This window comes from Psychrobacter sp. Ps7, from assembly GCF_022129225.1.
Classification (GTDB): domain Bacteria; phylum Pseudomonadota; class Gammaproteobacteria; order Pseudomonadales; family Moraxellaceae; genus Psychrobacter; species Psychrobacter immobilis_A.
On record NZ_JADQAH010000001.1, the window covers coordinates 85,807 to 100,163 of the forward strand.

General features: G+C 42.2%; 13 protein-coding genes. 6 read left to right on the forward strand and 7 right to left on the reverse strand.

Going from position 1 to position 14,357, the window contains the following annotated elements:
* The 5 genes from dnaX to I3257_RS00345 all read right to left on the reverse strand — a co-directional run.
* The coding region (dnaX, locus tag I3257_RS00325; RefSeq protein ID WP_238048451.1) for a DNA polymerase III subunit gamma/tau at positions 1-1,423 on the reverse strand (1,423 nt) is incomplete at its 3' end.
* A 69-nt stretch (positions 1,424-1,492) separates the two neighbouring features.
* A complete protein-coding gene (locus tag I3257_RS00330; RefSeq protein ID WP_238048452.1) occupies positions 1,493-2,755 on the reverse strand; it encodes a hypothetical protein in 1,263 nt (420 codons plus the stop codon).
* A 114-nt stretch (positions 2,756-2,869) separates the two neighbouring features.
* Entirely contained in the window at positions 2,870-4,402 is a 1,533-nt protein-coding gene (lysS, locus tag I3257_RS00335) for a lysine--tRNA ligase (protein ID WP_238048453.1), read from the reverse strand.
* Positions 4,403-4,603: 201 nt separating this feature from the next.
* Positions 4,604-5,695 (reverse strand): peptide chain release factor 1, encoded by a 1,092-nt coding sequence (gene prfA / locus I3257_RS00340; RefSeq protein WP_060491084.1) that lies wholly within the window; start codon positions 5,693-5,695, stop codon positions 4,604-4,606.
* A gap of 254 nt (positions 5,696-5,949) precedes the next feature.
* The gene (locus tag I3257_RS00345; RefSeq protein WP_238048454.1) at positions 5,950-7,095 is read right to left on the reverse strand and encodes a beta-ketoacyl-ACP synthase III; all 1,146 of its coding nucleotides are present in this window, start codon (positions 7,093-7,095) and stop codon (positions 5,950-5,952) included.
* 297 nt (positions 7,096-7,392) lie between these two features.
* Here I3257_RS00345 and pnuC point away from each other — a divergent pair, with 297 nt between their 5' ends.
* From pnuC to creD, 4 genes are all read left to right on the forward strand, one after another.
* Positions 7,393-8,154 carry a nicotinamide riboside transporter PnuC gene (gene pnuC / locus I3257_RS00350; protein WP_238048455.1) on the forward strand — a complete coding sequence of 254 codons (762 nt, stop codon included), beginning with the start codon at positions 7,393-7,395 and terminating at the stop codon, positions 8,152-8,154.
* Complete coding sequence (locus I3257_RS00355) at positions 8,105-8,686, forward strand: ATP-binding protein (RefSeq protein WP_238048456.1); 582 nt, start codon at positions 8,105-8,107, stop codon at positions 8,684-8,686. The genes pnuC and I3257_RS00355 overlap by 50 nt, the downstream gene beginning before the upstream one ends.
* 67 nt (positions 8,687-8,753) lie before the next feature.
* Positions 8,754-9,278, forward strand: coding sequence for a TIGR00645 family protein (locus I3257_RS00360; protein WP_238048457.1), 525 nt, complete (start codon positions 8,754-8,756; stop codon positions 9,276-9,278).
* A gap of 161 nt (positions 9,279-9,439) precedes the next feature.
* Positions 9,440-11,032, forward strand: coding sequence for a cell envelope integrity protein CreD (gene creD, locus I3257_RS00365; protein WP_238048458.1), 1,593 nt, complete (start codon positions 9,440-9,442; stop codon positions 11,030-11,032).
* A 136-nt stretch (positions 11,033-11,168) separates the two neighbouring features.
* On the opposite strand, the gene I3257_RS00370 is transcribed toward creD, so the two are convergent.
* Positions 11,169-11,852 carry a YetF domain-containing protein gene (locus I3257_RS00370; RefSeq protein WP_238048459.1) on the reverse strand — a complete coding sequence of 228 codons (684 nt, stop codon included), beginning with the start codon at positions 11,850-11,852 and terminating at the stop codon, positions 11,169-11,171.
* 334 nt (positions 11,853-12,186) lie between these two features.
* On the opposite strand from I3257_RS00370, the gene I3257_RS00375 reads away from it, so the two are divergent.
* Positions 12,187-13,107 (forward strand): DMT family transporter, encoded by a 921-nt coding sequence (locus I3257_RS00375; RefSeq protein WP_238048460.1) that lies wholly within the window; start codon positions 12,187-12,189, stop codon positions 13,105-13,107.
* Between the two features lie 169 nt (positions 13,108-13,276).
* Complete coding sequence (locus I3257_RS00380; protein WP_238048461.1) at positions 13,277-13,648, forward strand: MliC family protein; 372 nt, start codon at positions 13,277-13,279, stop codon at positions 13,646-13,648.
* A gap of 286 nt (positions 13,649-13,934) precedes the next feature.
* On the opposite strand, the gene I3257_RS00385 is transcribed toward I3257_RS00380, so the two are convergent.
* Positions 13,935-14,348, reverse strand: coding sequence for an organic hydroperoxide resistance protein (locus I3257_RS00385; protein ID WP_238048519.1), 414 nt, complete (start codon positions 14,346-14,348; stop codon positions 13,935-13,937).
* Positions 14,349-14,357: the final 9 nt, after the last annotated feature.

Genomic DNA, 14,357 nt, shown 5'->3' on the forward strand with positions numbered 1-14,357 from the left:
GTTCAGGCTCAACAACGAGTTCAGGCTCAACAACGAGTTCAGGCTCAACAACGAGTTCAGGCTCAACAACGGGTTCAGGGTTAGTAACTAATACATCATGATTTTGCTCAGAATTTTGAGCCAAACTTGGCTCAATATTGTCATAGGTCTCGACTTGCAAATCATCATTATCTCGTGCTTGATAATCAACGCCATAAGACTGTAATGGCGGTGCAGAAGCCGAGTGGCTATTTGATAACTGTGTAGAACGTGTAGATGTTCCATCTTCTATAGCTGGCATTTCAGATGATACAGAGCCAGCATAAGTATGATTTAATATCTCATCGACTGGCAACGGACGAAATGCTAGCAGACGTAAAATGCACATTTCCAGCGCTTGCATTGGTGTGCTCGCAAGCTTAATACCTTCACGTGCTTGCACGACAATCTCATAATACAGTTGCAGAACGTCTGGACTCATATGCTGCGCAAGCGTGTTAATATCTTGCGCCTGTGCCTCATTCACATTTAATGCCACTTCAGGCAACAGCTGAGTCAACGCTAATTGATGCAGTAATTCAGTAAGACCATCAAACATACTCGTCGCATCAACCATTTGCGCGCGCATTTGTTCTATGTGAGCCGCGACAGCAGATTTGTCATGGTTATAGATATCAGTAATTAAACTGACCAGATCAGCCGCATCAATTAAACCAAGCATGGCGTTTACAGTGACATCATCGAGCGCACCTTGACCAAAAGCAATGGCCTGATCGGTCAATGACAACGCATCACGTACCGAGCCTTTGGCGGCACTGGCCAATTGCCAGAGCGCAGGCTGCGTATAACCTACCTGCTCTTGGGTAAGAACATTTGCCAAATGCTCGCTGAGTAACGTTTGCGGTAGCGGACGTAGTACAAACTGCAAACAACGCGAAATAATGGTAATCGGCAACTTTTGCGGATCAGTCGTGGCAAGTAAGAATTTTACATGCTCAGGGGGTTCTTCCAAAGTTTTAAGAAGCGCATTAAAACTGTGTGTGGACAACATATGTACTTCATCAATCAGGTATACTTTATAACGCCCCTGACTTGGCGCATACGGTACATTATCCAGCAACTCACGTGTGTCTTCTACTTTGGTACGGGATGCCGCATCAATCTCGATAAGATCGATAAATCGCCCTTGATCGATTGCCACGCAGTTATCACACACACCGCAAGGGGTACTAGTGATACCCGTATCGCAGTTCAAACATTTAGATAGGATACGCGCAATCGTGGTCTTACCCACACCGCGTGTGCCCGTAAAGAGGTAAGCATGATGCAAACGGTTATAATCAATCGCATTAATCAATGCTTGAGAAACATGCGTTTGCCCAATCAACTCGTGAAAGTTTTTGGGACGGTATTTGCGCGCTAAAACTTGATATTGCTGCGTCATAATAAATGCCAATGTGAATAATACAAATATAGATGGAGTGTCAAACCAGTAAGCTATATTAGGTTTAGATTATAACTGCGCTTGAAGTTGTGCTAAACGTTCATATAAGCGCTGAGTATTGGCGTCAATCACTGAGCCTTTTTGATAAAAGGCATCCAAATGCACCTCTGTATTGACGCTATCATCACAAGGTCTAAACTCTACGCCAATCAAAAACAAATCATCCATCACTGGATCCTGCATTTGAGCATTGAGCTCCAACAACAAATCTTGTTGAGACGTGCGAACCTTATCAGCACTCAGCGAACTATTATCATCTTGCGCATAGAAAACCATCAGATAATGGCGTCCAAACACGTGATAAGAGTGCTCATGACAAACATAGCCATTCCAGCGAGAGTCTTGATCCATCGTTTTGTAGGCTAAGATTTTTTCAACCAAACAAGCGTAAGTGTACATTGACTCATCGACCAAAATATCGACTGGCTCTTTTGGTAGGGGTTGACCTGCCTCATAATAATTTTTGATCAAACTATTAAACAGCTTGTACCACATCCGAGTATTTTTCTGAATCTCAGCCATGAGTGCTTTGGCAAAGACTGCCTGATCTGGTTCTGTAGCTTTGAGCAAGCGTTGCTCAATCTGATCGATCAACTGATTATCAATCAATTGCTCTTGCACCCTAATCGCTCTTTGATGAAAGTCAGGCGACTGTAAAAACTGGGTAAGTAATGTCGATTCGTCTTGGAATGACTCAAACCCTGTCAGCTGGCTGCGATGAAAGTCTAAAAATGCGGACAAATCGCTTGGCGTAACCAATTGGCTGATGATATCGACAAAGTTTTGATGGCTAAATACCTGTAAGACACTCTGCTCATCATCCAGATCTAAAACACAGTCTTCAGCAAAAAACTGACTACCATATTCATAATCAACCGTATGCGAGGATGCTTGTGGTTTATTATCTTGATGCATGACAGACAGTGACGTCAAACCAATGAAATAAACATCCTTACCAGCTGTCGAGGTATTACTTTCTGCCATCGACTTATCGTTTTTTAGATAAAGCTGAGCGTGACGCTTAATTAGTTGGTTGACGACTTCTTTTCTCCACTCACGAACTTGAGCGCTGTCTACTTTTTGCCTACTCGCTCGCATCACTACATCATTGACGATCAAATAAATGATAGCGCTAGAAAACTCAAAAACAAAATCATAACCTTGAAACTGCTTAGGATTGGTTGTTTTATCTGCTGGTAACTCATACAAAGATAAGAAACTTTGTTGAATCATTTGTTGCCAAAGTGAGGGTGACGCGTGCTGAGTATCCATGATATCCCTATAAATGAGGTCTCATAAAGAATCTGGGACCATTCCATTGAAAGCAAAAGAGCTTTCTTATGTTCAGTTTAGTCCCAGCATGGATTTATGGCAAGTAAACCAGTTCTAGCTTTCTAATTTGCGACGCATATGCGGAAATAAAATCACATCACGAATACTGGCAGAATCGGTAAACAACATCACTAAACGGTCAATGCCGATACCTTCGCCTGCGGTTGGTGGTAAGCCATAAGACAGCGCTTCGATGTATTCTTCATCAAAATGCATCGCTTCATCATCACCAGCGTCTTTTTCAGCGACTTGTCCACGGAAGCGTTCTGCCTGATCAGCAGGATCATTAAGCTCGCTAAAGCCATTGGCCAGTTCACGACCACCAATGAATAGCTCAAAACGATCGGTGATTTCAGGATTGTCATCACTACGGCGTGCCAGTGGTGACGTTTCCGCTGGATATTCAGTGATGAACGTTGGCTGACGCAATTGATGTTCAGCGGTTTCTTCAAAGATAATGGTCTGTAGTTTGCCCACACCAAACACCTCTTTCACTTGCTGTTTAAGCGTTGTCGAGGCGTACTCTGCCAGATATTCACGGTCATTGATACGTGCCATATCGAAGTTTTCAGCATATTTTGCAATTGCATCAGACATAGATAAACGTATAAATGGCGCTTTTAGACTGATGGCTTCTTCTTGATAAGTAATCTCAGTCGTGCCCAAAATATCCATCGCCAATTCATTAAATAAGCGTTCGGTCAAATCCATCAAGTCATGATAATCAGCATACGCTTGATAAAATTCAATCATGGTAAATTCAGGATTATGGCGAGTTGATACACCTTCGTTACGGAAGCTGCGGTTAATCTCGAACACTCTTTCAAAACCACCAACGACTAAGCGCTTCAAGTAAAGCTCAGGCGCGATACGCAGATATAAAGGCATATCTAGAGCGTTATGATGCGTCACAAACGGACGCGCCACCGCACCACCTGGGATAGGATGCATCATCGGCGTCTCAACTTCCATGAAACGCTCATTTAACATAAACTTGCGAATGCCGCTAATGACTTGACTGCGAATCATAAAGGTATCACGAGTCGTCTCATTGGTCATCAAATCAAGATGACGATTACGATAGCGAGCTTCGACATCAGCTAAACCATGGAACTTGTTTGGCATTGGACGTAACGCTTTAGTCAATAACTGAAACTCTTCGATATGCACATATAAATCGCCCTTGCCTGAGCGACCGATATAGCCTGATACGCCAACAATATCACCCAAATCTAATGATTTAATGGTCGCTAACGTCTCTGGATCCAACTCTTTGCGTGCAACATATAACTGAATGCGACCCGTCATGTCTTGAATAACAATAAAGGCACCACGGTTCAGCATGACGCGACCTGCCACGTTGACCTGTGTTTTTTCGCCATTCGCCGCTTTTTCTTCAATTTCTTGTTTTGAGATGCCGTCAAAGGCTGTTTGCAAATCTTGCGCATAATCGGTGCGTTTGAACGTATTTGGATAAGGCTGCTTGCCTGAAGCAGTGATATCGTCTAGCTTAGCTTGCAGCTGAGCAATTAGCTCGTTAGCGTCTTCTGGGGCTTGCTCTTGATTCTGATTGTTGTGCTTTGACATAACACTCTCAATATTATTAGGTAATTAAATGGAATAAACGAAAACTGCAAAATTAAATCTATACTTATTATCATAGTCGATAGCCGTAAAAAAACAGCTATAAACAAACAGACACTGTCATCTAGACAGTGTCACGCTTTTACGAATTAATGGAATCACGACCAGCTATTGAGCCTCTAGTCATTAATATCCTGATGGTTACTAATCACCACCGCCGATACTGGCCATCAAATCAGCCTGATGCTCACGCAACAGTGCATCAAGAATCTCATCCAAGTCGCCTTCCATGATGGCATCAAGCTTGTATAACGTCAGGTTAATACGGTGATCAGTCATGCGACCTTGTGGGAAATTATAAGTGCGAATGCGTTCTGAGCGATCGCCACTACCGACCAAATCACGACGGATGGTGTCTGCGGCATCAACTTGAGCCTGTACTTTGACTTGCTGAATCTTTGAAATCAGCATTTTCATCGCTTGCGCACGGTTTTTGTGCTGGCTACGCTCTTGTTGACACTCTACCACGGTACCCGTTGGAATGTGGGTCAAACGTACGGCTGAGTCAGTGGTGTTAACGTGCTGACCACCCGCACCGCTTGAACGGAAAGTGTCAAAGCGGATATCGGCTGGGTTCAGATCCACTGTATCATCAATCTCAACCTCAGGCATCACCGCCACGGTACAAGCTGAGGTATGCACGCGACCTTGGCTTTCGGTTTCAGGCACACGCTGCACACGGTGTACGCCAGATTCAAACTTTAAGCGACCATACACGCTGTTGCCTGATACGCGAGTGATGATTTCTTTATAACCGCCATGCTCGCCTTCACTTGCCGACAATACTTCCACTGTCCAGCCTTGTGTCTGCGCGTATTTTTGGTACATTCGGAACAAGTCACCAGAGAAAATCGCGGCTTCATCACCACCTGTACCCGCACGAATTTCCAAGAAAGCAGGCACTTTATCATTCGGATCTTTTGGTAGCATCATGACATTGAGCGCCTCTTCCATCTCTACGATGGTCTCGCGGGCGTTATCAATCTCATCGATCATCATCTCTTTCATGTCAGGATCTGATGCATCAGCCAGCATAGCCTCTGCATCAGCCTGATCCGTTTCTGCACGCACATAGTTCTGCCATAAAGTGGTGATATCCATCAAGTCGCTGTGCTCGACAGACAATTCACGGAATTTATTATTATCGCTGATGATACTAGGATCTGATAATAAGGCGGTGACCTCTTCATAACGGTCTACCATCTGGTCTAAACGCAGGCGTAAGGATTCTTTCATAAAAGGACTTTTAATTGGATGAGAGGAATAAGACCGTGATTATAGCAAATTTTTCGGGGTAAATTAAAACCTCTAAGCATTCTTGTCGATATTCTAAGCATTCTTCCCGTTATATTCTCAAATAGCGCCTCATTCTTGAATAATATATTGCTTAAATAATGTGATTAAATGCTCATAACAAAAATAACAGACAAAAAAAATAGCTAAGGTTGCTCTTAGCTATTTTTTATTAGTAACAGATTTTACTTTAAAAATTAAACCTTACTCACCAACACTGAACCGATAGAGTAACCAGCACCAAATGAACAGATAACACCCAAATCACCTGATGCCAGCTCATCTTTATAGCGATGGAAAACAATCATCGGACTGGCTGAACTGGTGTTAGCAAATTCAGCAATGACACTTGGCACAATCGCTTTATCTGCTTCTTTACCGATGACCGTACGTAGGATTAAATCCAACATATTGGCGTTGGCTTGGTGCAGCCACATCATTTTAACGTCAGACGTTGCGATATCGTTTTCTTGCAAATGCTCAGTGATGACCTCTGAAACCTTTGGACAGACTTCACGGAACACTTTTCGACCATTTTGTAAGAATAGCTTGTCGGTAACAGGCTCTTTAATGTCTGGATACATCTCAGTCTGTGCCGCTAAGAACTCTGAGCGATCCATAAAGCCGTATTCGTTTTTGATATTGGTCGAAAACTGGGTGAATAGCTTAGAGTTAAGAATCTCATAACCTTTTGGCGTGTCTAGCTCTTCGACGATAGATGCTGTTGCGACATCACCAAAGATAAAGTGGCTGTCACGGTTACGCCAGTTTAGATGCGCTGAGGTAATCTCAACGTTGACCACAGCGATGCGCTTAGCCAGACCAGAAACGATAGAACCGTGTGCTTGCGACAGACCAAAAGTCGCGGCGCTACAAGCAACGTTCATATCATAAGCAAAACCACCAATCATACCAATTGCATTTTGAATCTCGATAGCGACTGCAGGATAAGTACGCTGAAAGTTTGAACAGGCAAGAATGATACCATCTAGGTCATTCGCCTCAAGACCTGCATCTGCTAGCGCGTCTTTCAAAGCCGCAGTACCCATTTCTGCCATGATAGACAGCTCTTCACCTAAATGACGATAAGGAATCACTGGTGCCATGATTTCAGGATCTAAAATACCATCCTTTTCCATCACATAACGTGATTTGATACCAGATACTTTTTCGATAAAGGCTGCTGAAGAAGGCTCTAGGGCAGTCAAAGTTCCTGCTGCTATCTCGTCAGCATGCTTTGCATTATAATTCTCAACATACTTATTAAATGAATCTACTAGCTCTTCATTACTGATGCTATAAGGCGGAATATACAGGCCAGTGCCTGTGATACAAGTCGTCATGATAAGCTTCCTTGTCTACTACTATAGGGCTTGGGATAAGCATAAAAGTGGAAAAATAACAGTCGTTTGATTTCAGTGAATAACTGTAAACTTAAAATCAGAGCCTTTATTATGCCTGAATATAATTATTTTTCTAATACTTTGTTACAAATAATCTGTTTGTTGCGAAAAATAAGTAAAGTCCTGACTTCATTTTGGAGCAGCTACGCTATAATTGGCGCACTTTGCTAGCGACACGTTTACAGTTCGAGCGCATAAAACTGCGAGACATAAACCCGCTCATATTTGGGAATACTCATGGTAGAAATTTTTAACTGGTTATTTGGACAATACGCTGACTATCCCACTGTCTTTATTTCTCTGGAATTGATTGCTGTCATATTTGGGGTAGCAAGTGTCTTACTCGCCAGCAGAACCAATATTTTGGTATTTCCGATAGGTCTCGTCAGCACCGCTATATTTGTCTATCTGTTGTGGAAATGGCAGTTATTTGGCGATATGTTTATCAATGCCTATTATACGGTGATGAGTCTCTATGGCTGGATCAATTGGACACAGAGTAAGAAAAACACAGCCATAAAAAAACAGCAAGATTATATCAACCCTACTGGTCAGCAGCAAAATGAGTCGTTAGCAAGGACTAACGCCCAGAATGCTATTCAAGTAGAACATCTCGATAAAAAAGATGTGCCAATACTCGCCTTACTAGCCTCGGCAACTATTGCCTTTGTCGCGTTGGTGTATTACTTCAGACCAGTCATCAATAATAACTTTAGCTTTGATGGCGCGGTATTAGGTTTGCATTTATTTACGTGGGTCGATTACACCGATATGCTGACCACCGCGCTGTTTTTGATGGCGATGTGGCTGATGGCGCGGCGCAAAATTGAGCATTGGATACTCTGGATAATCGCCGATGCTATTTCAGTCCCGCTATACTTTTATAAAGGTCTCACTTTTACTGCGCTACAATACGTAGTCTTCACTCTTATCGCAATTTGGGCTTACTATGAATGGCAACGACGTTACCGCTTGCAACCTAAAGCAGCATACGCCTAAATCGGTCATCAATGTCGCTATCCTAGGGGCAGAGAGCACTGGTAAGACCACGCTATGTCGCGACTTGGCAGCGCATTTTGGCTGCCCTTGGGTGCCAGAATACATGCGCACCTATCTACAAGCGAAATGGGATAAGGAACACTTAACTTGCACTTGGGAGGATTTACTCCCTATTGCACAAGGTCAAATTGAGTTAGAAAATAAGCTCGCCGCACAAGCCGCGCAAAATTCCGATAGCAGCTACTTGTTTTGTGACACCAGTTTATTTGAGCTAATGGTTTATTCTAATTGGTATTATGGTGATTGCCCTGATGCACTTACCCAAGCGGCGTTAACACATCATTATGACTTGATTTTATTAACCGAAGTTGATATTCCGTGGGTCGCCGATGATTTGCGTGATAGCCCCCATCAACGTGATGAAATCAGTGCTTATTTTGAAAGTCAGCTGACCCGTCACCAAAAGCCCTTTCATCGCATAGGTGGTGATAGAGATGAGCGGGTACAACAAGTGCTCGAATGGCTTTCTTAAATCCATCTATACCACGTTATCAGTAAATGACCTACAACCTTACCTTTAAGAGCATTAAGAGATGTCCATGCTAAAAAACATTGAACGATACCTAGAAAAAACCATCTTTAACAGCCGCTGGATATTAGCGCCTTTTTATTTAGGGCTGGTCTTAGGGATTGTTTTATTATTTATAAAATTCATTCAAAAAACAGCCATGATGTTCAATACTGTATTTAGCGCTTCTGTATCAGATGTAATCGTTAATATATTAGTGTTGGTCGACCTCTCTTTAGTAGCCAGTTTATTATTAATCATCATATTTAGTGGCTATGAAATATTTGTCTCAAAAATTGATACTGGTGATCACGTTGATCGACCTAGTTGGATGGGCAAAGTAGATTTTTCTGGTCTAAAACTAAAAGTCATCGGTGCCATCGTCGCTATTTCTGCGATTGATCTATTAAAGTCATTTATGGATATTCCTAATGAATTGAGTGAGGGTGAAGCGGACAAACTCATGTGGAAAGTCATCATTCATATGACTTTTGTGTTGTCTGGTTTATTATTTGCTATTATGGATAAAGTGGTTGGTGATACTAAAAAACACTGATGCCAGAAGATACTGATATCAGAAAATACTAAGGCTTATTTTTCCACATACTCTCCATCGTTCTTACATATTTTTTCTTCATCTCTCCTCTATGATCTTCTTTGAACCTATTGACTGTTATATGTACAGTTTTGGACTAAAGATTCATATGAGGAGCTTTCATGCAAAAAACACTATTGACGAAATTGTCCATCATCGCTGGGCTTTGTATTATTTTTGCCATCGGTCTCGGTATGATTGGCTCGGTCATCTACGAACGACAAAATTATGCCGCGTCGGTGGTCAAAGAAATTGCCCAGCAGCACGTCAATCCGCAAGAAGTCATCACCCCATTTATTATCATCCCTACCACGATTACGCCTGAATGTCAGATTACAGCACCTGAAACAACCAATAAATGTGCACCATCCTATTTAAAAAATGAAATTGTCTTTGCCAGTCAGACCCAAGCTCTACAAGATCTTGAAGTCAGCACTGATACCTACAAACGTGGCATCTATCATGCGACCAGTTATGATGGTGCGTTGACATTTGACCAACGCTATACATTTGATCAAGCCATCAGCAGCTTATATGACACTACGAGCAAAACTAGTGACGCACAAGGCTCCATCAACACACCCACCAATAAAAATAACACCCAGCCCGAAAAAACCATTATCCACTGGAATGCAGCAAAATTGATTATTCCAGTATCAGATCTGCGCGGCGTTGCGACGCTACCAACGGTAACCATTGATAAAAAACCGATAAAAGCGACCTACCCTCAGACAGCGCTGCTGAAAAACCTGACCTATGTAGAAGTAGCTATTCCGCAAGATATATTACAGCGTTCAGTAAAAAATATAACGAGCCAGCAGAATGGCAATAACGCTCTTGCTACGAACGATGCTAGCGAGTCATTGACCACTACAGAAATCGTCACTGATTTACCGTTAGCTGGTATTAGCAATGTAAACACTGTACCGACGGGACAAAACTTTAACTTAACGATGCGCAGTAATTGGCATGCGCCAAACTTTATTGGTAAGGCGCTCCCCAATGCCAAAAAACTTACCGCTAAAGGTTTTGAAGCCAGTTGGCAAAATCAGTATTTAACAATAGCCAACAATCAAGATTTGTCGCAATGTGTCAGCATCGCTAACAACCGATGTGTCGTCACCAGTCAAGCCACTCTTGATAACAACAGCCAGTCAATGGCTTCTGGTGATGCGCTTATGGCAATGGAAGGCGCTGCTACAGCAGAAGCTACTGACATACCTGATAGCTATCGAAACGTGCGCCTGAACAGCTTTGGTGTGAGTTTTGCTGAGCCTAATGATGTGTATTTACGAACTGAACGAACGATGAAATATGCCTTATTATTAATCTTAGTATCATTCGGCACTTTCTTCTTATTTGAAGTGATCAAATCCAGCCGTATTCACCCTATTCAATATCTGTTGGTCGGTTGCGCGCTGTTTGTGTTTTATGTCTTACTATTACCACTTGCTGAGCAAATTGTCTTTTGGAAAGCGTATGCCATTGCTGCCAGCGCCTGTGTTGGACTCATTGGTTGGTATACTTATTATGTACTGGGCGGCGTCAAGCGAGCGGCGATTTTTACTGTCACATTGGCAGGATTGTATGCGGCGTTTTTCGGTATATTAACCACCGAAGATATGAATTTATTGCTTGGTGCTGTCTTCTGTTTTGTGCTACTCGCTTGCGTGATGGTCATGACCCGTAAAATTGATTGGTATAAAATTGCCTAATTCAGATAGGGCATGTCAAAAGCGTTTAGTCTAGGGCTGTCTTACGTTGGTAGAATTGGCTATTATTAAGCCTGCCAACATAAGACAGCTCGATCTACTAATAGATAATTTAATATAGCTATCATCTCATTTATTATTATCTAACGATCTCACTATTCAAGGCCTTCGCCCAGTCTCGACATCCATTCTCACAGCGTTCACAGAGCTGATTGGGGTCAGATATATGATCGACATAGCCGCAATGCATACATGCGTAATATGTTTCTGACTCTATCTCTTCGACAGGTTGATACTGCTTAGGGAAAAGCGGCATACCATAGCCAGTGTTTTCAGGCGGATATAACAATATACTAAAATTACCGTCTGTCTCTAGCAAGCCTGTACGCACTTGACCTAAATGCTCAACCCCTTGTTGGCGCATTTCAGTAAAAAACTCATCATGAGACATTTTACCCTTTTTAATCTTATCGAGTACTAGCATCCCGTCTTCTACAATATAGAGCGATTTCCCTTCTAACAGATCTTCAAAAGGTTGGAATTCCATCATGATCCACGTGCACAATCGATAAAGCAGGATAACGGCGCTCATGACCAGCACCGCCTGAATAATCGGCAAATCCTCGTTAAACATAGGGTCACCTGCGATAGAACCCAATGATAAAATAATGGTCAACTCAAAGATTGACAGCTGACGGACGCCGCGTTTGCCCGTCAAACGCAAAAACGAGATAATTAGCACAAACATGACGCTGACACGCACCAATATCTCAAGCGCAAATGCCCAAGTGGTGTCATGAATAAAAATACTTGCCCAATCCATATTACTTTTTCCTATCTATTGTTTTTATTTGATTTATGACGATTAACTTCAGCAATCGTTCTGAATATGCGCTTGACCTGCCACCACCCTTGCAGTCGGTCTTTATTGTTAATTCAACTATCATCAGTCCAATTTAAAAAACACTTTCGCCTGCGAGTGCAATAAAATATGGTCTGTTGTGAGAAACCTCTCAATTGGCAACTAGCAGCTAGCAACTCAGTTTTCACACTTCAGCCATTATTTTTGCTGGTAAAAAACGGCGTTAACAACATCCCTAAAAATCAGATTTGCCTATTTTATTTAAAAACCAACTTCTTTATTGTAGGAATTATTTTTGAAAGCCACCTTGTACACCGTTATTGCATTAATCGCCTTTGCTGCAAACTCTCTCTTTTGCCGTATGGCGTTAGCAGAGGGTCATATAGATGCTTGGAGCTTTACCATTCTGCGCCTGCTGAGCGCTGCTGTCTGCCTAGGTATTATCATGACCATTCATGCTTATCGGTTACGACAGCATGTGCGAGAGCCTGACAGCATTGCTCACGCTGCTATTTTAAACGACAAAGGTAGCTGGTTAAGTAGCCTGAGCTTAGTGATTTATGCGCTATGCTTTTCGATTGCTTATGTAGAGTTGGATACTGGTACAGGAGCGCTGATTCTATTTTCAGCGGTTCAGCTGACGATGATTGGTTGGGGCATCTATAAAAAAGAGCAATTGAGCGGCTTACAATGGCTGGCATTTATCGTAGCGGTATCAGGGTTTGTCTATTTGATGCTACCGTCAGCAGCGGTGCCTTCGTTACTGGCGGCGGTGCTTATGGCAATCAGTGGTGCTGCTTGGGGCATATATAGCATACGCGGCAAATCATGCGTGTCACCGCTGCGAGCCACAGGTTTTAATTTCATTCGGAGTCTGATAGCAGCGCCCATACTGTTAGTGATAGGCATGACTTATCTAGAAAATATAGGCTTGGAAAACATCAATTTAGGTGATATTACTATAAAAGGAGTACTTTTGGCCTTTGCGTCAGGAGCGATCGCATCCGGTATAGGCTATAGCATCTGGTATATGGCCATGCCTTTGTTAAAAAACACCCAAGCAGCAGTTGTACAACTGTGTGTACCTATACTGGCTGCGATATTAGGCGTGGTGTTTTTATCTGAGCAATTGACCTTGCCATTCGTTATAGCAAGCTCAGTTATCTTGGGTGCAGTATTGGTATTTATTTTAAATAGAGAAAAAGCCCCTACGTGAAATATTCTCATTCGTTATTTAAAATAAATAGGCTAATAGAGGCTTAGTCATAAAAAAGACAGATAAGATTACTACCATAGCTCTCAAACACAACATGAAGTTACATTCTCTACGGTATCATGTTGCTTGAAGTAACAACCTACTTTTACCGATACTTTTGAGGCATATTATGAAAAAATTATTAGCCGTAGCACCTTTTGCTCTATTATTGTCTGCCTGCGCCACTAATGCACCAACCACTACAACCCCAGAGACCAATACTCAGCCAGTAGTCCAATCATTCACTTGTGAGGACAACGGTCAACTTACTGCTGCCTACACTGCCAATGGTCAGACTGCTAACCTAAACGTGACCTTGCCTGAAGTTGGCTTGACCAATGCAAAAATCACTATGGAGCAAGCGGTATCAGGTTCTGGCGCTCGTTATGTCAATAATGTTAACCCTAAAACCACTTACGATTGGCACACCAAAGCGGATTACGGCATCATGACCATCAAATCAGATAATGGTCAACAATACCAAGTGAACTGCCAACTATAATAACCCTAGAAACAAGCGTAAATAATACGTGGTGGTTATTTGAATAAAACCCATGTTTTTATTCACACCTATTGAAAACGAAAGAGCCAGTAGTCAAACTACTGGCTCTTTTTTATGCTTAACTTTTTATGCTTGATAATTTAATCTTAATGATCAACGTTGAATCACTCAATAAAAAACTGCCTGAATACTTTATATACCCAAGCAGTTGAAAGTCATGTCGTTTTTATATTTGTTTATAGTTATTAGAACAGCTGTTGAATCAGTTGTTAACTACTGCTGACCGTTAAACCACGGTCACATGCAAACGTGCATCGACATTACCGCGAGTAGCATTAGAGTATGGGCAAACTTGATGAGCTGTTTCGACCAGTGTTTGCGCTTGAGCCTTATCAATGCCCGACACTTCAACATACAAATCTATATCTAGGTTATAGCTACCATCGGCTTTCATACCAATACCCACTTGAGTAGAGGTTTTTGAGGCAATGATTGGTAGTTTCATTTGCTGGGCGGTCAGATTTAAAGCACTATCAAAACAAGCCGCGTAACCCATTGCAAAAAGCTGCTCTGGATTGACACCTTCCTTGCCTGTTTCTTGAAAAGAGACCAGATCAAAACTTAGCGAACCATCGTCAAGACCTGTATGACCAGAACGACCACCCGTTGCCGTTGCGCGCGTTTTATAGAAAATCTTCATCATATACTC